General features: G+C 71.8%; 15 protein-coding genes and 1 pseudogene. 6 read left to right on the forward strand and 10 right to left on the reverse strand.

Annotated features, from left to right (window positions below):
• Window positions 1-2: 2 nt before the first annotated feature.
• The 3 genes from H504_RS0108725 to H504_RS33980 form a co-directional block, all read right to left on the reverse strand.
• Window positions 3-962, reverse strand: coding sequence for a DMT family transporter (locus tag H504_RS0108725; RefSeq protein WP_026422475.1), 960 nt, complete (start codon window positions 960-962; stop codon window positions 3-5).
• The gene (locus tag H504_RS0108730; RefSeq protein ID WP_026422476.1) at window positions 953-1,939 is read right to left on the reverse strand and encodes a helix-turn-helix transcriptional regulator; all 987 of its coding nucleotides are present in this window, start codon (window positions 1,937-1,939) and stop codon (window positions 953-955) included. The genes H504_RS0108725 and H504_RS0108730 overlap by 10 nt, the downstream gene beginning before the upstream one ends.
• A gap of 75 nt (window positions 1,940-2,014) precedes the next feature.
• Window positions 2,015-3,235: an MFS transporter gene (locus H504_RS33980; protein WP_035303716.1), complete on the reverse strand. Its 1,221-nt coding sequence runs from the start codon at window positions 3,233-3,235 to the stop codon at window positions 2,015-2,017.
• Window positions 3,236-3,341: 106 nt separating this feature from the next.
• On the opposite strand from H504_RS33980, the gene H504_RS38525 reads away from it, so the two are divergent.
• Window positions 3,342-7,232: a glycohydrolase toxin TNT-related protein gene (locus H504_RS38525; protein ID WP_157440288.1), complete on the forward strand. Its 3,891-nt coding sequence runs from the start codon at window positions 3,342-3,344 to the stop codon at window positions 7,230-7,232.
• A 1-nt stretch (window position 7,233) separates the two neighbouring features.
• Here H504_RS38525 and H504_RS0108745 read toward each other — a convergent pair whose 3' ends face one another.
• From H504_RS0108745 to H504_RS0108755, 3 genes are read right to left on the reverse strand one after another with little or no spacing between them, the layout of a single operon-like run.
• Complete coding sequence (locus H504_RS0108745) at window positions 7,234-7,821, reverse strand: pentapeptide repeat-containing protein (RefSeq protein ID WP_026422477.1); 588 nt, start codon at window positions 7,819-7,821, stop codon at window positions 7,234-7,236.
• 34 nt (window positions 7,822-7,855) lie between these two features.
• Window positions 7,856-8,263 carry a universal stress protein gene (locus H504_RS33995; RefSeq protein WP_051385633.1) on the reverse strand — a complete coding sequence of 136 codons (408 nt, stop codon included), beginning with the start codon at window positions 8,261-8,263 and terminating at the stop codon, window positions 7,856-7,858.
• 49 nt (window positions 8,264-8,312) lie between these two features.
• On the reverse strand, window positions 8,313-9,845 hold the full coding sequence (locus H504_RS0108755; RefSeq protein WP_051385634.1) for an FAD-binding oxidoreductase: 1,533 nt from the start codon (window positions 9,843-9,845) through the stop codon (window positions 8,313-8,315).
• Between the two features lie 206 nt (window positions 9,846-10,051).
• Here H504_RS0108755 and H504_RS0108760 point away from each other — a divergent pair, with 206 nt between their 5' ends.
• Window positions 10,052-11,017 (forward strand): MBL fold metallo-hydrolase, encoded by a 966-nt coding sequence (locus H504_RS0108760; protein WP_026422479.1) that lies wholly within the window; start codon window positions 10,052-10,054, stop codon window positions 11,015-11,017.
• The gene (locus H504_RS34000; protein WP_281173604.1) at window positions 11,014-12,546 is read left to right on the forward strand and encodes an FAD-dependent monooxygenase; all 1,533 of its coding nucleotides are present in this window, start codon (window positions 11,014-11,016) and stop codon (window positions 12,544-12,546) included. Before H504_RS0108760 ends, H504_RS34000 begins: the two co-directional genes overlap by 4 nt.
• 358 nt (window positions 12,547-12,904) lie before the next feature.
• Here H504_RS34000 and guaA read toward each other — a convergent pair whose 3' ends face one another.
• The gene (gene guaA, locus H504_RS0108770; RefSeq protein ID WP_026422480.1) at window positions 12,905-14,464 is read right to left on the reverse strand and encodes a glutamine-hydrolyzing GMP synthase; all 1,560 of its coding nucleotides are present in this window, start codon (window positions 14,462-14,464) and stop codon (window positions 12,905-12,907) included.
• A gap of 290 nt (window positions 14,465-14,754) precedes the next feature.
• On the opposite strand from guaA, the gene H504_RS0108775 reads away from it, so the two are divergent.
• A complete protein-coding gene (locus H504_RS0108775; RefSeq protein WP_035303722.1) occupies window positions 14,755-16,221 on the forward strand; it encodes an aldehyde dehydrogenase family protein in 1,467 nt (488 codons plus the stop codon).
• Window positions 16,222-16,275: 54 nt separating this feature from the next.
• Here H504_RS0108775 and H504_RS0108780 read toward each other — a convergent pair whose 3' ends face one another.
• Complete coding sequence (locus H504_RS0108780; RefSeq protein ID WP_026422482.1) at window positions 16,276-19,557, reverse strand: error-prone DNA polymerase; 3,282 nt, start codon at window positions 19,555-19,557, stop codon at window positions 16,276-16,278.
• Between the two features lie 1,365 nt (window positions 19,558-20,922).
• Here H504_RS0108780 and H504_RS43830 point away from each other — a divergent pair.
• Both H504_RS43830 and H504_RS43835 read left to right on the forward strand, forming a co-directional pair.
• Complete coding sequence (locus tag H504_RS43830) at window positions 20,923-21,108, forward strand: hypothetical protein (protein WP_026422483.1); 186 nt, start codon at window positions 20,923-20,925, stop codon at window positions 21,106-21,108.
• Window positions 21,109-21,213: 105 nt separating this feature from the next.
• Window positions 21,214-21,372, forward strand: a complete 159-nt coding sequence (locus H504_RS43835; RefSeq protein ID WP_245614133.1) for a hypothetical protein — start codon at window positions 21,214-21,216, stop codon at window positions 21,370-21,372.
• Window positions 21,373-21,657: 285 nt separating this feature from the next.
• Here H504_RS43835 and H504_RS43840 read toward each other — a convergent pair.
• Window positions 21,658-22,044 (reverse strand): annotated as a pseudogene (locus tag H504_RS43840) (Y-family DNA polymerase); the annotation flags it as partial.
• Window positions 22,045-22,068: 24 nt separating this feature from the next.
• Window positions 22,069-22,710, reverse strand: coding sequence for a hypothetical protein (locus H504_RS34005; protein ID WP_157440289.1), 642 nt, complete (start codon window positions 22,708-22,710; stop codon window positions 22,069-22,071).
• Window positions 22,711-22,964 lie beyond the last annotated feature (254 nt).

Here is a 22,964-nt window from a genome sequence, read left to right on the forward strand (position 1 = left end):
CGTCATCCTCTCACTGGCCGATTCCGCGCCGCGCGCCCACTGGGCACCGCCGCCACCCCCGCCGCGAGCAGGGTGACCGCCACGCCGACCACGGTCGTCGGCTCGATCCCGGCGGTGGTCACGTCGAACAGGACGGCGGCGGCGACCTGCCCGGTGATCAGGCACAGGCCGACCATCAGCACGCCGATGTGCCGGACCGCGAACACACCGGTGGAGATACCGACCACCCCGAGAGCCCCACCCGTGTAGAGCAAGAAGTCCGGTGGGAGGTGCCCCGGTAGACCTCGCACGAGGGCATCGATCGCGCACGCCACTACGAGCAGCACGGTGCCCACGACGAAATTGACGAAAGAGGCGAAGGCGACGCTACCGCAGGCGATACGCACCAACCCGTTCGCCGCCTGAGCCCACCCAATGGCCAAACCCGCCAGGGCAGGCACCAACGACAGCCACAACCGAGACGGCGAGTCGAACTTGTCGGACACGGCGACGGCGACGGCCACGACGGCCATGACCGCGCCCGTGGCCCTTGTCGGCGTGATCGGCCGTGGTTCTCCCGGACCGAAGCCCGCGCGGTCGGTCAACAGTCCACTCAGCACCTGACCGGACACCCCGGCCACGGTGAACATCGCCACACCGAGCAGCGCCACCGTCAGCCCCTGCGAGGTGACGAAGAACGCGCCGCCTGCCCCGCCGAGGCACTGCCACGGTCGCAGCCGGTGCGTCCTGAGCGCCTGGACGAACTTCGGCGCGGCGGCCCGCGCGGTCGGTAGGACCAGCACCCCCGCGAACAGGATCACCAGGCCGATGCTGAAGGAGATCACGGCGGCGAACAGGCCGTCGCCGATCCGCGCGCCCAACTGCCCGTTCACCCGGCTCTGCGTCGCCAGCGCCACGCCGCCCAGCACGGTCACCAGCACCGCGGCCACCTTGACCAGCGGCGTCTTGTCCGTCACAGCCATCGGTGCCGCACCGCGTGGACGGCCAACTGGAACCGGGAGGTCGCGCCCGCGTGATCCATCAGGCGCTGCAGGTGCCGGAACACCGTGCGGCGGCTCACCCCGAGCTGCCGGGCGATCGAGTCGTCGTTCGCCCCCGCCGCGAGCAGCCCCAGCAACCGCTGCTCGATGGGCTGCACGGGCGACGGCGCGCGCGCCCCGGCGTGCAGCGGCACGGCTAACCGCCACGACGCCTCGAACAGCCCTATCAGCGCCGACAGCAGGCTGCTCGGGCGCACCACCAGCAGCGACCGGTTCACGTCCGCCTCCGCGACCGGCAGCGACACCGTCGCGAACTGCTGGTCCACGATCGTCAGCTTCACCGGCACCTCCGGCAACACTCTTGCCTGCTCGCCCGCCGCCACACACGGCTGGATGTTCTGCGTGTACCTGCCGGGGTCCTCGATCGCGGCGCGCGCGTAGACGACCTTGTAGGTCACCTCGCCGCGCGCCAACTGCTCCAGCTCGGCGTTGTTCACGTGCCCCTCGGTGAAGTACGGCGGCGAGTCCAGCCTACGGATCTCCGACCGCGCGCTCAGCTCCATCTGCTGGATCCGCTGCGCGATCGCGGTCCCGGTGACCACCTCGATCAGGTCGTCCGTGCGCTGCGGCGACACGGCCCGCCGGAACGTGTCGTACGCGTTGAGCGTGGCCACCCTGGCCTGCTCCAACTCCGACTCCCGGCGGCGGCTCAGGATCTGCAACCCGGACGCGGGCGGCACCGGCGTCACCGTCCGCCCGTCCGCGCCACCCGCGCCGACCAGCCCCGCGTCGATCAGGGCCCCCACGGCGGCGGCCACCTCGGCGGGCGGCTCGACCAGATCGCTCGCGACCTGGTCGACCGTGGTGGGACCGGTACGCAGCAGGTACAGGTAGGCGCGGATCTCGGCCCCGGGCAAGCCAAGCCTGCCCAGGTGCGGCGCGAGGTCGCCGTCGGACATGGTGCTCCTCACAGATGGCCGCGCGGGTTCGCGCGGAGCAGCAGGTTGGCACAGATGTGACGTTGACACCAAACCTCACACCGACGCGTTCCGCCCGCTCGACTCCGGCGCTCCGACCGGCACCCTGACCGACACGACGGCGGCCACCAGGACCAGCGCCGCCGCACCCGCGGCCGCCGCCGCGGGGCCGACGTGGTCGAGCAGCCACCCGCTGACCGGGAGGGTGATCGCCGAGCCCACCGTCGCCGCCGTCATCACCCAGCCGAACACCTCCGCCGCCCGACCCGGCGGGGCCAACTCGCCGATCCGGGAGTTCGCCGCGGCCAGCGCGGGCGCGATCGCGACCCCGCCGACGGCCAGCACCAGCCCGATCAGCCGCGCCGACCCGGTCGCCACCGGCGGCAGCACCGGCACCAGCGCCGCGATCCCCACCGCCATCAGCAGGATCCGCCGGGACAACCGCGGCGGCGCCGACCGGGACCCGACGACCAGGCCGCCCACCGCCGACCCGATCGACCACACCGCCACCAGCGCCCCCGCCACCGCCGAACTGCCCGCGTCCCGCGCCCAGGCCACCACGGTCATGTCCAGTACGGTCAGCGGCGCGACCACGCACATGCTCATCGCGAGCGCCCACGCGATCCCCGGCGTCCGCAGCACCGACCCGTCCGGGCTCCCGGCCCGTGGGACGGGGGTGCGCAGCCCGGTCCGGTGCAGCGCCGCCGCGAACCCCGCCGACCCGGCCAACGCCAGTCCCGCGCAGGTCAGCACGCCCGCGCGACCGCCCGCCACCGCCACGACCACGGCGATCAGGACCGGCCCGACCACCCACAGCAGCTCCTGCAGGGTGGCCTCGACGGTGAACAACGAGTGGCGCGCGGCGGCGTCCGGGGCCAGTCTCGGGTACGCCGCGCGCGCTATTTGGGTGACGGGCGGTTGGGCCAGTCCGGACCCGCAGGCCACGGCGGCGGCTATCGGCCACCACCCCGGGCCGACCAGGGAGGGAGCGAACGCGAGCGCGGTCATCCCGATCGCGTAAAGGAGTGAAATGGCGATCAAGAGCCTCGCCGGGTCACCCTGGTCGGCAGATCTACCACGCAATGGGCCACCAACGGCGACACCCACCGTGTACAGACCGCTCACCACCCCGGACGCCACGTACGACCCGGTCCACCCGGCGACGAGGAACGTGGTGGCGAGCGGGGTACCCGGCAGGTGCAGCCTGCCCAGCAGTGACCAGGCCAGCACGCTCGGCAGGCCGCGGACGGTGAGGAGTTGACGGTATGGCCCCAGCACCCGGCCACTGTGCCCCACACCACCGGCGGACCGACACCGATATGTCATTGTCGACGTCGTCAGCGCTGGCAGACCGGTACCGACCGATCCACCGTATGCCGAAGGCATGCCCTCAGGAGAAGATGTCACCGTGGCACTACCGACGCAGCTGAACCCGACCGAACAGGACGCCCTGGTCAAGCAGATCGGTCTGGCGCTGCTGCGCGGCGCCCCGCAGCGGTGGGCGTCCATCGTCGTCGAGTACCGCGCCCTCGGCCGCTACCTGGAGACCACGGGCAAGGTCACCCTGCAGGACGAGACCGCGGCCGAGCTGCCGGTCTCCCCCGACATCGCGATGCTGTTCACCCGGCTGCGGGCGGGCATGTACCGGGAGGGCCGGGGCACCTGGTTCAACGCCCGCTACCAGCTCGACCAGCCGTCGGCGTACAACCTGGAGTACGACCGGGACGAGCCGCCGTGGGCCGCGCCGCCGCCCCCGCCCGCCTACGCCGACGACCTGCGGATGTTCCCCCGCGAGGAGGAGAACGTCCCGGAGTGGCTGACCCGCCGGATGGCCGCGCTGAAGCCGCCGTTCCGGGTGGCCCGGATCTTCGACGGCAAGGGACCGACCGGTCCGCTGGTCAACCGCCCGCCGGTCGAGGACGGTGAGCGCGACGCCGTCCTGCGCTACCTGGACGACGCGCCGCTCGCGCTGCCGCACCGGGGCGTGGACACCGACCACATGGACCCCGACGGCCGCCAGGGCGTGCCGGTCGCCTTCCACACCGACGGCGTGTGGATCTGGCCCGCCGCGGTGAACTACTACCTGCGCGTGCACGGGGTCGCGCCGGAGCCGGAGCTGGTCGACCACATCCGCCGGTCGGAGTTCACCCTCCCGCAGGTCGAGGAGCACGTTCGGGCCAACGCGGCCGCGTTCCTGAACCGGGGTAGGCCGCCGCGACCGCTGCCGGTCAACGGCACCAATGGCACCAACGGCGTGTCGGTCCCGCCCGAGCCCAACCAGCCCCGCCTGCCCGACCCGCGCTCGGTCCAGCCGAAGGTGACCGCGGGCGCCCCGACTGAGCTGCCCGTGCTGCCCGAGCTACCGGCTGAGGTAGCGCTACCGGAGTCGGCGGCGCGTGCGCCGGAGGCCCCGTGGCTGCCCGACGCCGAGCCCGTCGAGGACCGCGCGGGTACGGCCGACATCGCCAGCGCCTTCGTCAACGCCGGTGAGCGGGGCTCGGTCGCCCCTTCCAAGAACCCCACTGTGCCCAACCCGCCCAACGAGCCCACCGAGTCCGGGCAGTTCGGCACGGCCTTCGACGCGTTCAGCCCCGCGCCGGTGAACGTGGAGAACCCGCCCCCGTGGTCGCGGACCCCCGCGCAGGAGCAGGCCTGGGCTCCCGCCGAGGTCGAGCCCGCCGAGACCCCGTGGACGCCCGAGGCCCCGGAACCGGCGGTCGGCCAAGCCCCCGAGTCGGCCGCGGGCCCGACCTACACCGAACCCCGCAACGGCCACTCCCACGGCGACCCGCACGACGCTGTCAGCGCCGTCAACGCCGCCGAGCCCGCCCCCTGGGAACGCGCGCCAGAACACCCCCTCGACGTCGGCACCCCCGCCGCCGAGCCCACGGCCCCCTGGCAGCGCCAGACCGAGCCGTGGCAGCCGGAGGAGGAGAGCACCGCCCCGTGGCAGCCGGTCGCCGAGAGCGGCACCTGGCAGGCCGACCAGGGGCAGCCCTGGAACGCCCCCGAGCCGCCCGTCGACCAGTCGTGGCAGCAGCCGGTGGACCAGGCCCCGTGGCAGCCCGTCGGTGGCGACCAGCCAGGCCTCCCCGTCGCGCCGGACCAGCCCGTGTGGCAGCCGGAGCAGACCCACCACGAGCGACAGCCCCAGCACGGCGAACCCGCGCCCCAAGACCAGCCGAACGGCACGTGGCAGCCCGAGCAGGCCGCGCCCGCCCGCCACGAGAGCGAGCCGTGGCAGCCGCAGGAGCCCCCGACCGCGTGGCAGGCCGACCAGGCGCCGCAGCACCAAGAGCAGCCGACGTGGCAGCCGGACCCGCCCCAGCAGCCGGTGGCCGACCAGCCCGCGCAGTTGTCCTGGCAGCCCGAGCCGCCCGCCGACCAGCCTCCGCAGTCGCCATGGCAGCCCGAGCAGCCCGTGAACGCTGCTGAGCAGCCTGCTCAGCAGCCTTGGCAACCCGCGAACGTCGCCGACCAGCCCGCGCAGTCGCCGTGGCAGCCCGCGGATGTGGCCGACCAGCCTGCCCAGCAGCCTTGGCAGCCGGAGCAGCCCGCGAGCGCCGCCGACCAGCCCGAGCAGTTGTCGTGGCAGCCGGGGAACTCGGCTGAGCGGCCCGCTTGGCAGCCTGAGCAGCCGGTGAACGCTGCGGACCGGCCCGAGCAGTTGCCGTGGCAGCCGGAGCAGCCCGCGAATGCGGCTGACCAGCCCGCTCAACTGCCGTGGCAGCCCGAGCAGCCGGGGAACTCGGTTGATCAGGCCGCCCAGTTGCCGTGGCAGCCGGAGAACCCCGTTGAGCAGCCCGCCTGGCAGCCTGAGCAGCCGGTGAATGGTGCCGACCAGCCCGTCCAGCCGTGGCAGCCGGGAAATACGGCTGACCAGCCTGCTCAGCAGACCTGGCAGCCTGAGCAGGCCCACGCGGCCGACCAGCCCGTCCAGCAGCCGTGGTTGCCCGAGCAGCCCGTGAGTGCGGCTGAGCGGCCTGCCCAGTTGCCGTGGCAGCCCGAACAGCCTGCGACCGTGGCCGACCAGCCCGTCGAGCAGTCGTGGCAGCCGGAGCAGCCGGTGAGTGCGGCGGATGGACCCGCGCAGCCGCCGTGGCAGGCTGAGCAGGCGGTGAACGCCGGCGAGCAGTCCGCTCCGCAGTCCTGGCAGTCGGAGCAGGTCCCGGCCGCTCGGCAGGACACCGACCAGCCCCAGCAGTGGCAGGCCGAACCCGTGCCCGCTGCCCGCCAGGAGCCCGAGGTCCCGTGGCAGCCCGAGCAGGTTCCCGCCGCGCGTCAGGAGCCCGACCCGGTACCGCCGTGGCAGCCCGAGCAGGCTGCGCCGCAGTGGCAGCCGGAGCAGGTCGCGTGGCACGCCGACGCGCCGGTGGCGCGGTCCACCGACGGTGACGTGCCGGGGCACATCCAGCCGGACTTCGCGCCGCCGCAGGAGCCGGTGGTGCGGACGCCGCCCGCTGCCGCGCTGCCGTCGTCGGGTCCGGCGGCTGAGGTGGTCGAGCACCTGCGCACCCGGCTCGGTGACCTCGGTATCGCCCCCACCCGGTACCACATCGGGTCGCCGTCGGGCGCCGGGTGGACGATGGAGCAGACCGGCGAGGGGTGGCGGGTCGGCTGGTTCGACGAGCACTTCGTCGCGCCCGCCGTGTTCGAGGACGTCGCGGACGCGTCGGCGTTCCTGATCGGCAAGATCATGCTCGACCAGCCCAAGCAGGCGGAGAGCCTGTTCACCCCGCCGCCTGCGAAGCCGGAGCCGCCCGCCCCGGCCCCGGTGTTCGACGACGATGACGACGACTTCGGGGTGCGCAGGCCGCCGCAGCCCCGGCCGGTGCCGCGCAAGCCGGAGCCGCAGCCGCCGGTGCGCAGGCCGGACCCGGTGCTGCACCGGACCGAGCCGACGTCGCGCAAGCCGCAGGACTGGCCGATCCAGCCGCGCCCGGGTGAGCCGCCGCTGACCCTGTTCCGCGGCAAGCAGTTGATGGAGCTGTCCCCCGGGATGGAGATCGACCGCTACGGGGAGCCGGGCGGCAACCTCACCTACGCCGCGGGCACCCCGTTCGAGCGACGCTCATTGGTCCCCGAGTGGGTGAATCGCCCGTACCGCGCGTACCGGGTGGTGAAGCCGACCGAGGTGCTGACCGGGGTGGCGATCCCGTGGTTCGAGCAGCCCGGCGGCGGGGTGGCCTACCTGCTGCAGACCTCGGTCGCCGAACTGCTGGACCGGGGTCACCTGATCGAGGTGGACGACCGGGACGCGCCGAGCAGGCCCTGAGTCAACCAACCACGAGGCCGTGCGCGGCGGCGAACGACACGGCGGTGTCCAGGTCCACCCTGGCGCCGCGCAGGTTGGCCCCGACCAGCCCGTCGGCGTCGAGTCGCGCGCCGCGCAGGTCGGCGCCGTCGAGTCGGGCGCCGCGCAGCCGGGCCCCGGTGAGGTCGCTGTCGCGCAGGTCGACCTCGCGCAGGTCGGCCTCCAGCAGGTTCGCCTCGCGCAGCCGCAGCCCGCGCAGGGTGGTCTTGGTGAGCGCGGCGCGGGCCAGGCTGACCAGGGTGAGGTCGGTGTCGCTGATCTTGATCGGGCGGAACCGGACGTCGGTGAAGGTGGAGCCGATCAGCGTGCAGCCGGTGAACTCGCTGTCGGTCAGCGTGGTGCGGTCGAACACGCAGGTCCGGAACGCGGTGAGCCGGTGCGCGGACTCGCCGAGGTCGGCTCGGGTGAACGTGCAGTCGACGAAGACGCACCGGTCGGTCGTCACGCCGCGCAGGTCCGCGCCGCTGAAGTCGCACTCGACGAACTCGCGCTGCTCCCAGTGCTGTTCGTGCAGGTCGGTCTCGCTGAAGTCCTCACCGGTGGTTTCCACCCGGCCAGCCTGTCACGGTCCGGCGACACAACCGCTAGGGGACGACGACGACCGGTCGCGCGGCGTCGGTGATCAGGGCTCTCGGGACCTTCCCGTGGCGGGACCGCCCGACCACTATGCAGTCGGCGCCCGCCTGTTCAGCGGCGGCTTCCAGGCCGCGGGCGGCGTCGCCGGTCATGTGCACGACCTCCCACGGCACGCCGATCGGGTCCAGGTAGCGGGTGGCGTCCAACCGCAGTTCGTCGGCGTAGGCCTCGGCGGCCTCGCGAACACCGGAGACGCTTACCCCGGACCAGTACGCGGGGTTGTTGAGCTGCTCGACGTAAACGAGCAGCAGTCGGGCGTGTTCGCGGCGGGCCAGACCGGCGGCCCAGGCGAACGCGTTCAGCGACGGCTGCGTGCCGTCCACGCCGACAACGATGACCGCGAGCCCGTCCTTCACGACTCCAGATCGTAGGCCGCGGCGTGTTGGCCCGGCCTGTGTTCGGCGATCAAGAGCGCTGGATGGACTGGGCGAAGGCGAACACCATGTCCGGGTCGTAGTGCCGGGCGACGGTGTCGAGCTTGCTCAGGTTGGGGCCGTAGTAGGCGATGCCCCAGGCGGGCATGGCGGCCTCTATGTAGTTGACGTAGCCGCCCTTGGCGCCGACGCGGCCCAGTGCGTCGCGGACCTCGGCGACCGCGCGGGCCGCGGCGGGCCCCTGGTCCACTGTGGTCTTCTGGTAGATCTGCACGGTGGCCAGCGCCGCGCGGTGCGGGAACGCGGTGGCCGTGGGGTCCACTCTGGACACCGCGCCGCCCAGCGAGTCCAACTGCAGGTCCATGTCGACCCGGTCCTTGACCAGGTCGACCAGGGCGGCCGGGTTGGCGAGCCGCTCGGGCAGCACCCGCGACGAGGCGACGAAGGTGCTGCGCGGCAGCTTGTCCGGGGTGCACTGGGCGACCGGCACCTGGGCGCACCCGGCGTAGTAGCGCATCGCGTCGAGGTACGACTTCTGCTGGACGAACCGGCTGGTCGGCTTGCCGGACGCGGTGACCAGCCGGTCCAGCAGCGGGTTCACCCCGGACGGCGGACCGACGAAGCTGCCGCTGATCTTGGCGCGGGGCTTGCCGCCGCCGCTGATCACGATGGTCGACCACAGCTCGTCCGGCGCGGCCGCCGTCCAGTCCTGCCAGGCGCCGAGGACCTGCGGTGCCGAGCCGTCGGGGTAGTCGAGGTGGAAGACGGTGACGGTGGGCGCGGGCTCGGTGGAGAAGGTGAACGAGGTGACGATGCCGAAGTTCCCGCCTCCGCCGCCGCGCAGTGCCCAGAACAGGTCGGCTTCGTTGCTCGGTGTCGCGGTGCGGACAACGCTGTCGGCCGTGATGATCTGCGCCGACAAGAGGTGATCGCAGGTGAGGCCGTACTTGCGCGCGAGGACGCCAAGACCGCCGCCCAGGGTCAACCCGGCGATGCCCACGGTGGGGCAACTTCCCGCGGGTAGGCACCGGCCCGCCGCCGCGAGGGCGGCGTAGACGTCGATGAGGCGCGCACCGGCGCCAACGACCGCGGTGCCATCGGGGTGGACGTCCACACCGGACATTGACCGCACGTCCACGACGAGGCCCGCGTCGGGCACGGAGTAACCGGCGTAGCTGTGCCCACCGGAGCGGGCGGCGATCGGCAGGTAAGAGTTCCTGGCCAGGGCCACGCAGGCTTGGACGTGGTCACTGGTCTTGCACAACGCCACCGCTGCCGGGCTGCGCTGGTCGTACAGCGGGTTGAACGACTTCCGCGCGGCGTCGTAGCCGTTCTCGCCGGGCTGCAGGAGAGCGCCGCCGAGTCGTTGGCGCAGGCCGTCCCAGTCCGGGGGGACCTGCGGCGGTCGGGTGCTGGATGGCTCGGGCACGGCGGAGGGAGTACCACCGGTCGGGGCGGGTTCCCCGGATTGTCCGCTCACCGAACACGACGCGGCGGTGACCGCCGCGCCGACCCCCACGGCGCCGACGCCCGCCGCCCGCAGGAACGACCTCCGGTTCAGCATCGTGCCAATCCTCCCGCCGCCGCCATCGTGCACCGCTGGTCGTGCCGTGGTTCCAGTAGACGCGGTTCCAGTAGACACTGGCCGGAGCCTAAACACAGCCCTGGCGCTGCGGATTGTGACGCGCGGTGGTCCAGACCCCGGTGAGTTGTCCACAGGCTCTCGCGCGCCCCTGTACCCGAGCGCCAACCGGTGGCAGGGTTTGCGGCGTGACAAAGTCATTCGCATCCAGCGCCGACCTGGAACAGAAAGTCGAGACGTTCACCGAGCTCGCCGACGGCGTCTACGCGCTGACCGCCGAGGGTGACCCGAACGTGGGCGCCATCGAGGGCGAGGACTTCCTGGTCTGCTTCGAGGCCAGGGCCACCCCGGTCGCCGCCCGCCGCTGGCTGGCCCAGTTGCGCGAGCGCACCGACAAACCGGTGCGCTACCTGGTGCTCAGCCACTACCACGCGGTGCGGGTGTTGGGCGCGAGCGAGTTCGGCGCGCAGGAGATCATCACGCACGAGACCACCCGCACGCTGATCGCCGAGCGCGGTGAGGCGGACTGGGCCAGCGAGCTCGGCCGGATGCCCCGGTTGTTCGAGGAGCCGGACAGCGTCCCCGGCCTGACCTGGCCCACCTTGACGTTCACCGAACGGATGGTGATCCCGCTCGGCGGCAACCGGGGCGAGTTGATCCTGGCCTACTGCGGTCGCGGGCACACGGCGGGTGACATCGTGGCCTGGCTGCCCAAGCAGCAGATCCTGTTCGCGGGCGACCTGGTCGAGGCGCAGGCCGCGCTGTACACCGGCGACGCCTTCCACGACGACTGGGCCACCTCCACTTTGGACGCGGTTGGCGCCTACCCGGCGGAGGTCCTGGTCGGCGGGCGCGGCGCGGTCGCGCACGGCCGTCCCGCGGTCGAGGCCGCCATCGCGCAGAGCCGCCACTTCCTCGACGAGCTGCGCCGCCTGGTCGGCGAGGTGCACCGCCGCGGCGGCACGGTGGGTGAGGCGTTCCGGGCCACGCACACCGCGCTGGCGCCCGAGTACGGCCGCTGGCCGATCTTCGAGCACTGCCTGCCGTTCGACGTGCAGCGCTACTGGGACGAGCTGGACGGCAACGACTGGCCGCTGATCTGGACCGCCGAGCGCGACCGCGAGGTGTGGGCCGCCCTGCAGGAGGACCGGTGAGCGAGCCGGTACTGGTGGTCGGGGCGGGCCCGGTCGGCATGACCGGCGCCCTCGTCCTGGCCCGGCACGGTGTGCCGACCGTGGTCGTCGACGCGCTGCCCGGCCGGATGCTGGAGGGCAGCCGGGCCATCTGCGTGCAGCGCGACGTGCTCGACGTGCTGGAGCGGGTCGGCGCGGGCCACGACATCGTCGACCTGGGCGTCACCTGGTACTCGGGGCGGATCTTCTACCGCGAGCACGAGGTGTTCACCATGACGCTGCCGGTGCCCGCGCCGGGGCACTTCCCGCCGTTCGTGAACACGCCGCAGAACAGCATCGAGGGCGTGCTGGAGCGGCGGGTCCTGGCCGAGCCGCTGATCGACCTGCGGTACCGCACGAAGGCCGTCGACATCAGCCAGGACGACACCGGGGTCACCCTGCTGGTCGAGGGTCCGGACGGTCCGGAGTCGCTGCGCGGGTCGCACTGCGTCGCGGCGGACGGCAACCGGTCGACCATCCGCAAGCTGGTCGGGCTGCCGTTCGAGGGCCACTCGTTCGGGGACAAGTTCCTGATCACCGACATCCGGGCCGAGTTCGACTTCCCGGTCCCGGAGCGGCGGTTCTACTTCGACCCGGACTGGAACCCGGGCCGCCAAGCCCTGCTGCACCCGCAGCCGGACTCGGTGTGGCGGATCGACTGGCAGGTCGGCGACGAGTACGACCTGGCGGACGAGCAGGCCACCGGCGCGCTGGACAAGCGGATCCGCACGGTGATCGGCGACATCGACTTCGAGTTGGTGTGGGCGTCGCTGTACCGGTTCCACCAGCGGCGGGTGCCGACGATGCAGGTCGACCGGGTGTTCCTGGCGGGCGACTCGGCGCACATCATGAGCCCGTTCGGCGCGCGGGGGATGAACTCCGGGTTGGCTGATGTGGAGAACATCGCTTGGAAGATCGCGGCTGTGCGCGGAGGGTGGGGTGGGCCGGGGTTGTTGGACAGCTATGACCTGGAGCGGGGGCCAGCCACTGACGAGAACCTGCGGGTGACGAAGGCGACGATGCGGTTCCTCTGCCCGGCGGATGATGACGAGTGGGGGCGGCGGCGGGAGGTCCTGGAACGCAGCGTGACTGATCCGGCGGCGAGTGCGGAGATCGACTCGGGGAAGTTGTCGGAGCCGTATTGGTACTTGGAGTCGCCGTTGACGACGCGGGCGGCGCCAGAGGTGATTGCGGGCTTTCCGACGGAGCCGGGGGTGGTTCGGCCGGTGGTGGCGGGGGTGTTGTGCCCTGATTTCGCGTTTCCGGATGGGAGTCGGTTACGGGATCGGTTTGGGGCTCGGTTCACGTTGTTGACCTCGGTGGAGGTTGGTGTTCCGGTGGTTGCTGATCCTGCTGATCCTGGGTATGGGTTGACGGTGGTGGTGGTGCCGGAGCAGTCGGTGGTGGATGTGTCCGCGGGCGTGCTGGTTCGACCGGATGGGTTTATTGCGGCGGTGCTTTCGGATTTGGGGGAGTTGGGGGGTGCGTTGCGGCGGGCGGCGGGGTGGTGACTGCTTGTCGCCTGGCGGCGACGCCGCTGGATTGCGCCAGATTTTCGCGGGCGGTGCCCGCTGGGGTGAAGTTGTTTTGTTTGGGGCCCCTGTGCGGTGGCCTGGGTAAGGCTAAAAGGCGGGGCCACTGGAAAGCGTGGCCTTACCCGCCTGCCGGCTTAGGCCACCGCTCCCCCCAAACAAAACAACTCCACCCCAACGGGCGGTTGGGATCGGCGGGTTTCGAGGCGCGCGGGGCGGGCTGGCGGCCTTCGTTGATTGGGGTGGGGTTTTGAGGCGCCCGGTGCGGGAGTGGGGCTTCGTCGATGTGGGTGGGGCTTGGTGATTGGGGTTGGGTGGGGTGGGGTGGGGGTGGTGCTTATTCCCACTCGATGGTGCCGGGGGGCTTGCTGGTTACGTCGAGCACGACTCGGTTGACTTCGGCGACCTCGTTGGTGATGCGGGTGGAGATTCGTTCGAGGGTGTCGTAGGGGAGGCGGGTCCAGTCGGCGGTCATGGCGTCTTCGCTGGAGACGGGGCGCAGCACAATGGGGTGGCCGTAGGTGCGGCCGTCGCCTTGGACGCCGACGCTGCGGACGTCGGCGAGGAGGACGACCGGGCACTGCCAGATGGTGCGGTCGAGGTTGGCGGCGGTGAGTTCCTCGCGCGCGATGGCGTCAGCGGCGCGGAGGGTTTCCAGGCGGTCGGCGGTGACGGCGCCGATGATGCGGATGGCGAGGCCGGGGCCGGGGAAGGGTTGGCGGTGGACGATGGTTTCCGGGAGGCCGAGTTCCAGACCGACGCGGCGGACCTCGTCCTTGAACAGGGCGCGCAGCGGCTCGACGAGGTCGAAGTCGAGGTCGTCGGGGAGGCCGCCGACGTTGTGGTGGCTCTTGATGTTGGCGGCGCCGGTGCCGCCGCCGGATTCGACGACGTCGGGGTAGAGGGTGCCCTGGACGAGGTAGCGGTACTTGTCGCCGCCCGCCTCGGCCTGCAGGTCGAGTTCGGCGGCCTCGAAGACCCGGATGAACTCGCGGCCGATGATCTTCCGCTTCTGCTCGGGGTCGGTCACACCAGCCAGCGCGGTCAGGAACCGGTCGCGGGCGTCGACGGTGACCAGGCGGATGCCGGTGGCGGTGACGTAGTCGCGCTCGACCTGGGCGCGTTCACCGGCGCGGAGCAGGCCGTGGTCGACGAACACGCAGGTCAGCCGGTCGCCGATGGCCCGCTGCACCAGGGCGGCGGCCACCGCCGAGTCGACCCCGCCGGACAGGCCGCAGATCGCCTTGCCGGAGCCGACCTGGGCGCGGATCCGCTCCACCTGCTCGTCCACGATGGACGCCGTCGTCCACTGTGGACGAATACCGGCGATGTCGTGCAGGAACCGGCGCAGCACCTCCTGGCCGTGCGGCGAGTGGTGCACCTCGGGGTGGTACTGCACCCCGGCGAACCGGCGCGCGGTGTCCTCGAACGCGGCCACCGGGGCGCCCGCGCTGCTCGCGGTGACGGTGAAGCCGTCCGGGGCCTTGGTCACGCAGTCGCCGTGGCTCATCCACACCGGGTGCCGCGCGGGCAACCCGTCGTGCAGCACGCCGCCGGTGCCGCCCACGTCGGTGCGGCCGTACTCGCGGGTCCCGGTGTGCTCGACGGTGCCGCCGAGCGCGCGGGCCATCGCCTGGAAGCCGTAGCAGATGCCGAACACCGGCACGCCCGCGTCGAACAGGGCCGGGTCGACGGTGGGGGCGCCGTCGGTGTAGACGCTCGACGGTCCACCCGACAGGATGATCGCGACCGGGTCCTTCTCGAGCAGTTCGGCGACCGACGCGGTGTGCGGGACCACCTCGGAGTACACCTGCGCCTCGCGGACCCGGCGGGCGATCAACTGGGCGTACTGCGCGCCGTAGTCGACCACCAGGACCGGGCGTTGACTCTCCGTCATCTGGCCTCACCCTTCCGTTGGCACGGAAGCCGCGAGCACGCGGGGAGCGGTCCCCATCGGCGCAGCGTCCATGTCGAGACATGTCTGTGCGCCGACCGGTCCCTCCCTGGGTTTCTCTCCCGGAGATGCCTGCCCGCAGGTCGCGCGGGCTTTCCGTGACGCTCGAACCAGACCCGCGCCCGCGTTCGGCGCGGCGGAACCCTAGTCACCACCGTCGGTCAGCCACCGCCATCCTAACCCGGGGCCTTCTCGGCCAAGCCGCGCGCCCCGCCGCGGCCTACCGTTGAGCCATGACCGACGAACAAGACGCCCAAGACGTCGTGGTGGCCAAGCCGCGCCCGTTCTGGGTGGCGGGCAGGCCGCAGAGCAGCGAAGACACCCTCGACGTCCGCCACCCGTACGACGGCACCGACGTGGCGACCGTGTCCGTGCCCACCCCGGAGCACGTGGAGGCCGCGATCGCCGCCGCGGCGGCCGCCGCCAAGCCGCTGCGGTCCGCCCCCGCGCACCTGCGGGCGGCCGCCCTGGAGCACGTCTCGCGCACGCTGGCCGAGCGCACCGAGGAGATCGCCGAGACGATCACGGCGGAGAACGGCAAGCCGCTCAAGTGGTCCACCGCCGAGGTCGGCCGGGCGGTGTCGGTGTTCAAGTTCGCCGCGGAAGAGGCCCGCAGGCACATCGGCGAGCTGCAGCGGCTGGACACCGACGGCAACGGCGAACGCCGCCTCGGCCTGATCCGCCGCAGGCCGCGCGGCCCGGTGCTCGCGGTCGCGCCGTTCAACTTCCCGCTGAACCTGGTCGCGCACAAGGTCGCCCCGGCGCTGGCGGTCGGCGCCCCGGTGATCGTCAAGCCCGCGTCGGCCACCCCGCTGTCGGCGCTGCTGCTCGGCGAGATCCTGGCCGAGACCGACCTGCCGCCGGGCTCGTTCTCGGTGCTGCCGGTGCGCGGCTCGGCGATGTCGACGCTGATCGAGGACCCGCGGCTGCCGGTCATCTCGTTCACCGGGTCCACCGGCGTCGGCCACGGCATCACCCAGGCCGCGCCGCGCAAGCACGTGGTGATGGAGCTGGGCAGCAACAGCGCCGCCATCCTGTGCCCGGACTGGACCGACCTGGACTTCGCCGCCACCCGGATCGCGACCTTCGGCAACTACCAGGCCGGGCAGTCGTGCATCGCGGTGCAGCGCGTCGTGGTGCACCGGTCGCTGGCCGACGAGTTCCTGCCCAAGCTGGTCGCCGCGGTCGAGGCCCTGCGCACCGGCGACCCGCACGACCCGAGCGTCGACGTGGGTCCGCTGATCGACGAGAAGAACGCCGAGCGGGTCGAGACCTGGGTCCGTGAGGCCGTCGCCGCGGGCGCGACCCTGCTCACCGGCGGCACCCGGGACGGCGCGACCGTCGCGCCGACCGTGCTCAAGGACGTGCCGTTCGCGGAGAAGGTGTCCTGCGAGGAGGTCTTCGGGCCGGTGCTCGTGGTCTCCGTGGTGGACAGCGTCGACGAGGCGTTCGAGATCGCCAACGGCACCGACTACGGGCTGCAGGCGGGCGTGTTCACCCGCGACCTGCAGACCGCGTTCCGCGCGTCGGCCGAGCTCGAGGTCGGCGGCGTGGTGATCGGCGACGTGCCGTCGTACCGGGCCGACCAGATGCCCTACGGCGGCGTCAAGGGCTCCGGCACCGGCCGCGAGGGCCTCCGGTCGGCGATGGACGACTTCACCGAGGAGCAGGTCATGGTGCTCTCGGGCATCGAGCTGTGACCGTCCGAACCGGTCATCCCGCCTCGGTCGCCGCACCGGGTCGGGGTGACCGGTTCAGCGGAAGTCCCGGGACTTCCCGGCGATCCGCAGGTGCAGCGTCCGCAGGTGGTCGGCGTAGAGGCTGATCACGCCGCCGGACTTCTCCAGCGTGCCCCGGACCAGCAGCGCCGCGCTGGTGCGGGCGATTCGGCGGTAGCGCACCCAGAGGCCCGGCGAGCACACGACGTTCAGCATGCCGGTCTCGTCCTCGATGTTCAGGAACGTCACCCCGCCCGCGGTCTGCGGCCGCTGCCGGTGCGTGACGGCGCCACCGACCAGGACGCGTGTTCCACCGTCCATTTCGGATAGACCGGCGACCGGGACCGCGCCGAGCCGGTTCAGTTGTTCGCGGGCGAACTGGGTGGGGAAACTGCCGGGGGACAACCCGGTCGCCCACACGTCGGCGACGGCCAGCTCCACATCGTCCATTCCCGGCAGGGTCGGCGCCTCGACGCCGACGCTGGTTCCGGGCAGATATCCCTTGCCCTCACCGGCGACCGCACCCGCCGCCCACAACGCTTCCCGGCGTTCCGAGGTGAAACAGCCGAAAGCGCCCGCCGTCGCAAGAGCCTCGATGTGCGCGCGGGTGAGGGTGACTCGACGCGCCAGGTCCACCATGTCCTCGAACGGGCTTTCACCGCGGGCTTCCGTGATTCGATCGGCCAGGCTTTCGCCGATACCGCGAACCGTGCCGAGCCCCATCCGGATCGCGCCGGACTCCAATGTCGGGTGAGTGGTGCTGGCGTTGATGTCCGGCCCGAGAACCACCACCCCGTGCCGCCGGGCATCGGCGACCAGCGACTGCGGCGAGTAGAACCCCATCGGCTGGGCGCGCAGGAGAGCGGCGCAGAACGCGGCCGGGTGGTAGAACTTGAACCACGCGCTGGCGAAAACCAGGTACGCGAAGCTGAGCGCGTGGCTCTCCGGGAAGCCGAAGTTGGCGAACGCCAACAGCTTCGCGTAGATCCGGCCCGCCAGGTCCTCGTTGATCCCGTGCGCGGCGGCGCCTTCGTAGAACCGTTCCCGCAGCCGCTCCATCCGTTTGGTGGACCGCTTCGACCCCATCGCCCGGCGCAGTTCGTCCGCCTCCGCCGGGGTGAAATCGGCGACGTCGACGGCCATTTGCATCAACTGCTCCTGGAACAGCGGGACACCTTTGGTCTTCTCCAAGGCGTTGCGCAGCAGGTCGTGGTCGTAGGTGATGTCCTCTTCGCCGTTCTTGCGGCGGATGTACGGGTGCACCGAACCGCCCTGGATCGGGCCGGGGCGGATCAGCGCCACCTCGACCACGAGGTCGTAGAACTCCCTCGGTTTGAGGCGCGGCAGGGTGGCCATCTGCGCGCGGCTCTCCACCTGGAAAACCCCGACCGAATCGGCGCGGCACAACATGTCGTAGATCTTCGGGTCGTCCAGGTCGAGCTCGCCGAGCTCGACCTGCTCGCCCTGGTGTTCGTGCACGAGTTCCACCATGTAGCGCAGGGCGGAAAGCATGCCGAGGCCGAGCAGGTCGAACTTCACCAGCCCGACGGCGGCGCAGTCGTCCTTGTCCCACTGCAGCACGGTCCGGTTGGCCATCCGGGCGGGCTCCACCGGGCACACCTCGCTGACCGGCCGGTCGCAGATGACCATGCCGCCGGAGTGGATGCCCAGGTGCCGGGGGAAGTCCTCCAGTTGCCCGGCCAGTTCCAGCACCGTGTCCGGCACGTCGAGGTGGTTGTCACCGACGGTGCTGGTCAGCGGCCCCCACCGGTCGATCTGCTTGCTCCACGCGTCCTGCTGCCCCGGCGAGTACCCCAGCGCCCGCGCCATGTCCCGCACGCTCGACTTGGCCCGGTAGGTGATCACGTTGGCGACCTGCGCCGCGTGCCGCCTGCCGTGTTCCCGGTAGACGTACTGGATCGCCTCCTCCCGCCGGTCCGACTCGATGTCCAGGTCGATGTCCGGCGGCCCGTCCCGTTCCGGCGCGAGGAACCGCTCGAACAACAGCTCCCACCGCACCGCGTCCACATTGGTGATGCCCAGCGCGAAGCACACCGCCGAGTTCGCCGCCGACCCGCGCCCCTGGCAGAAGATCCCGTTGTCCCGGCAGAACCGCACGATGTCCCAGACGACCAGGAAGTAGCCGGGGAAGTTCAGCTCCTCGATCACCGCCAACTCGTGCGCGATCTGCGCGTGCGCCCGCGGCGCTTCCGCCGCCGACCCGTACTTCTTCGCCGCACCAAGGTAAACGAGCTCTCGGAGGTAGGTGATCTCGGTGTGGTCTCCCGGCACTGTGAACGGCGGCAGCTTCGGCGCGACCACGTCGAGGTCGAACGACAACGCGACCCCGAGCACCGCCGCCCGCTGCACCGCGCCTGGGTACCTGTGGAATCGGTCGTGCATTTCCTTGCCGGTCCGCAGGTGCGCCGTTGGCGCGGGTGGCAGCCAGCCTTCCAGGTCGTCGAGGCTCCGCCTGGCCCGCACGGCCGCCATCGCGGCCGCGAGTCTGCCTCTGGCGGGATGCGCGTAGTGCACGGCATTGGTGGCGACTGTTGGGAGACCCAGGTCTCGGGCCATTCCCGCCAGGAGGTCGTTGCGTTTGGAGTCGTCCGGGTAGCCGTGGTCGATCAGTTCCACGAACACCCGGTCTTTGCCGTAGTCGTTCGTGATCAGCCGCAACTGCTCGAACGCCGCCGCGGGGCCGTTTTCTGCGAGCGCCTTGCGGACAGCGCCCTTGCGGCAGCCGGTGAGGACGACGCAGTGATCGCGGGTTTCCTCGGTGATGTCTCGGCGGTTGAAGCTGGGGTTGCCCTTCTCGTTGCCGTTGAGGTGGCCGGTGGTGAGGACGCGGCAGAGCCGGTGATAGCCCTCTTGGCCGTCGGCCAGGAGGAGAAGGTGCTCGCCTTCCGGGTCGGCCTCGCCGTTCTGGGGTTTGGTCAGGCCGAGGCTGAACTCGGTGCCGAAAACCGTGCGGATCCCGACTTCCCTCGCCGCTTCGGCGAACCTGACGACGCCGTACATTCCATTGTGGTCAGTGATGGCGATGGCGTCCAGGCCGAGGAGGGCTGCTGCTTCGACGAGCTCCTCGGGGTGACTGGCGCCGTCGAGGAAGCTGAAGTTGCTGTGGCAGTGCAGTTCGGCGTAGGGGTGGCGGGGGGTGTCGGTGTCATCGGAGGGTTGGAGGGGGAAAGGGGTGTGGTAGCGATCGCGGTGGTGGGTCCAGGCGGGGCTGTCACCACCGTCGCCGGTGGTGGGGGGACGGCCGGAGAGGATGCGTTCCAGTTCGGACCAGCGGACTGGGGGGTTGTTCCAGCCCATGGGGGCCTTTCGGTGGGTGTGTTTGGTGGTGTGCTTGTTGGTGGGTGGTTTTGTCGGTGGTGCTGGTTAGGGTGTGTATTTGGGGGCTCAAGTTTGGGTTGATCATGGTTTGTGGGCGGCTGATCTTGTCGGTGGTTGCGGCTAGGGTGTGTATTCGGGGGCTTTGGAGCGGGTTGATCATGCTCGGGGCGCGGGTAGCCCATCTTGTCGGTGGGGTCGGTTAGGCTGTGTATTTGGGGGCTTTTCGGCTGGTTGATCTTGGTGTGAGGGGTCTCTGGGCCTCGCTGCGCTCGGGTTTCGGCCTGGTCGCCTTCGGCGACGCCGGCGCTTGGGCGCCAGATTAAAGCTGGGGTGCCCGTTGTGGTGAAGTTGTTTTGTTTGGGGCCCCTAGCGGTAGCCTGGGTAAGGCTAAAAGGCGGGGCCACTGGAAAGCGTGGCCTTACCCGCCTGCCGGCTTAGGCCACCGCTTCCCCCAAACAAAACAACTTCACCACAACGGGCGGTTGGGATCGGCGGGTTTCGAGGCGCGCGGTGCCGGTCGGTGGGCTTCGTCGATGGGGCTGGGGGTTTCGAGGTGCGCGGTGCTGGTTGGTGGGCTTCGTTGATGGGGCTGGGGGTTGCGGGGCGCGTGGGTGCCGGTTGGTGGTGGGGCTTGGTGGGTGTGGTGGTTGTCTTGGTTGGTGGTGTGAGTGTGGTGGTTGAGGAGGGGCCGCCACCCCGCCCGTGGTTCCGGTGGGGTGGCGGTGCGGTGGGGGCTAGGGGGGGGGGGGGGGGTTTTCGGGGGAGTGGCGTTGTTCGGGGATGAGGGTGGTGAGGTCGAACAGGTCCAGCCACTCGTCGAGGGTGGGGTCGGTTGGGGACATCAGTCGTATATTCCTTCCACGGACCATTGTTCGTTTTCGCGGACCAGTAGTAGTGCGTCTTGGGTGTCTTGAGCGTTCTGAGTGGGGGGGTTGGCCAGGAGGACCTGGAGGCGGGCGCGGCGGCGGGCGTTGGGTTGTTCCCACCAGCGTTCGTCGGCGGGCCAGGGGCCTGCCCAGGCGAGGACGCGGCGGGGGGTGCCGTTGACGGAGACCTCGTCGGGGTGGGCGGTGAGGGTGAAGCGGCCGGTGACGCCGACGTCGGTGCCGTTGGTGTCGAGGACGGTGGCGGGGACGGGGGGGGGGGGGGGGGGGGGGGGGGGGGGGGGGGGGGGGGGGGGGGGGGGGGGGGGGGGGGGGGGGGGGGGGGGGGGGGGGGGGGGGGGGGGGGGGGGGGGGGGGGGGGGGGGACGCTGCCGGGCCAGGGGGGATTTGTGGTGGGGGTGGGGGGTTCGTCACCCCAGGGGGTGAGGGTGATTTGGTCGGCGGGGGAACGGCCGCCGGTGTGGGTGGGGGTGAGGACGGCGTTGGGGCCGAGGAGGCCCTGGACGTGGACCATGGCGCGGGCCGCGCGCTGCTCGTCGGCGCCGCCCTGCCACAGGGCCGGTTGCATGGCGTGGCCGTCAACGGTTTCCTCGGGGTCCAGGCGGAGCAGGGTGATGCCGGATGTGGGGCGGTGCGGACCTCGTAGCCAACCGTCGAGTTGCCAGCGGACTCGGTCGGCGATGCCGGACGGGGTGAGCGGGTCGGCGCAGCGCCAGACCCGGGTCAGGGTTTCGCCGGTGGCGGTGGCGGCGTGGATGGCGAGCCGGGTGCAGGCGAGGCCGTGTGCGGCGAGGGTGTCGTGCAGGCGCTCACCGAGGGTGCGGGCGGCGAACGCGGCCGCGTCGACCCGGTCGATCGGTGGGTCCGGGGTGTGCGTGACGAACAGGTCGACCGGTGGGCGCCTGCGTGACGGTGGCCGCTGCTCCAAGCCCCGCGCCAACCGGTGGGCGTAACCGGCGTCGGCACCGAAGCGGGTGTTGACGTCGGCGGCGGACAGCGCGGCGAACGCGCCCAGGGTGCGGATTCCCAGGCGCCGCAACAGGTCTACCAGTTCCTCACGGTCCGGTAACTCGTGCACGCCGAGCGGGGCCAGGAACTCCGGGCTGCGGTCCGGCGGGACGACGCGGCCGCGGCGGGCGGCCAAGGTGGCGGCGAACAGGCCGTCGGCCACGCCGACCAGGGATTCGGCGCCGGTGCGGGCCGACACCTGGTCGATGATCCGCTCGGCCGCGGCCTCCACCGACCCGAAGTAGCCCGCGGGCCCGCGCGCGGGCACCGCGACCAGGCCGGGGGTGACCACCTCCACCCCCACCGCGAGTTCCTCCACGGCGGCGGCGACCGGTTCGAACAGCCGGGCGTCCCGGTCGACGTCGGCGGGCAGCACGGCGATGTCCGGGCAGCGGCCCTGCGCCTCCCGGCGGCGCATCCCCGGCGTCACCCCGTCCCGCCGGGCCTGGGCGTTCGCGGTCGCCACCCGGTTCGCGGCGACCACCACGGCGGGCGCGTCGACCGGCAGCCCCGCCGCCATCCCCGCGGCGACGACCGGCCAGTCGGGGCACCAGAGGACGAGCAGACGGGTCATGGGGTTCTCCAGGTAGCGGGGGTTTCACCAGGTAGCGCCGTGCGGCTCGAACATATGTTCGAACTCGGGCGGCGTCAAGGTGAGCCTCGCCCGGCGCGGTCGGGCCGCCGCGCCACGGCCGCGGGCGTGCACGTCGACCACGCGCCCGGTCAGGTGGCCGTGCCCTTCGCCCAGGCCGGACCAGGTGCTGCCCGCGACGGACAACTCCACCTCGGCCCCCGACCACGCCCCGAACGACACGAGCACGGCCCCCCGGCTCCGCGCCCGCGCCGAAAGCCTGCGCGCCAACGAATCCACCACCCGCGCGCCGACGACGACCACGTCGAACCCGTCCAGCAGGGCCGTCACGACCGCCGTCAGCTCGCCACCCGGCCGGGGCACCACCGCGGTCCGCTCCAGCGCCACCCCCGCCTCCGCCGCGGCGGGCAACCCCAGGTCCGGCAGGCCGACCACGGCCACCCACGACCCCTCCGCGCTGGCCCGAGCGAGCAGCGCGAGCAACAACCCGGACGACCCGCGCACGGCCACCGTCCCACCGCGGCGTAGACCGCCCCAGGGGAACAGGGCCGCCAGGTCGGGGTGGACCGGCAGGACCTCGGGGCCGCTGAGGCCGCCGGGAACGCTGGGAATGCCGTGGAAGGTCTGTGGGCTCGAATGCGCCGACATTGTTCAGCCGCCGCAGGATCAGGCAAGCGCGCCGCGGACGCGTTGGGACGTACGGGGATCTCGGGCCTCGTGGGCCACTTGTGTGTTGGACGCTGTGTTGTTGGCCGACACTGTTGGCCAACACTTGCCGGCCAACGCTGGCCGGCCAACAAAAGCCGGTCGGCGTTGCTGCCCGGTGCCGTCGCGGTTGGTGAGCGGTCGCCGCCTGCTCCCGCGTACTTCCCCGCGCGGGGAGCAGGCGGCGACCACACCGC

Origin of the sequence: Actinokineospora inagensis DSM 44258 (genome assembly GCF_000482865.1) — a bacterium.
GTDB lineage: Bacteria > Actinomycetota > Actinomycetes > Mycobacteriales > Pseudonocardiaceae > Actinokineospora > Actinokineospora inagensis.

Bases quoted from the DNA above. Each gene is read 5' to 3' on its own strand.
- H504_RS0108725 (WP_026422475.1), bottom strand. From the start codon at position 962: ATGGCTGTGACGGACAAGACGCCGCTGGTCAAGGTGGCCGCGGTGCTG.
- H504_RS0108730 (WP_026422476.1), bottom strand. From the start codon at position 1,939: ATGTCCGACGGCGACCTCGCGCCGCACCTGGGCAGGCTTGGCTTGCCC.
- H504_RS38525 (WP_157440288.1), top strand. From the start codon at position 3,342: ATGCCCTCAGGAGAAGATGTCACCGTGGCACTACCGACGCAGCTGAAC.
- H504_RS0108755 (WP_051385634.1), bottom strand. From the start codon at position 9,845: ATGCTGAACCGGAGGTCGTTCCTGCGGGCGGCGGGCGTCGGCGCCGTG.
- guaA (WP_026422480.1), bottom strand. From the start codon at position 14,464: ATGACGGAGAGTCAACGCCCGGTCCTGGTGGTCGACTACGGCGCGCAG.
- H504_RS0108775 (WP_035303722.1), top strand. From the start codon at position 14,755: ATGACCGACGAACAAGACGCCCAAGACGTCGTGGTGGCCAAGCCGCGC.
- H504_RS0108780 (WP_026422482.1), bottom strand. From the start codon at position 19,557: ATGGGCTGGAACAACCCCCCAGTCCGCTGGTCCGAACTGGAACGCATC.
- H504_RS34005 (WP_157440289.1), bottom strand. From the start codon at position 22,710: ATGTCGGCGCATTCGAGCCCACAGACCTTCCACGGCATTCCCAGCGTT.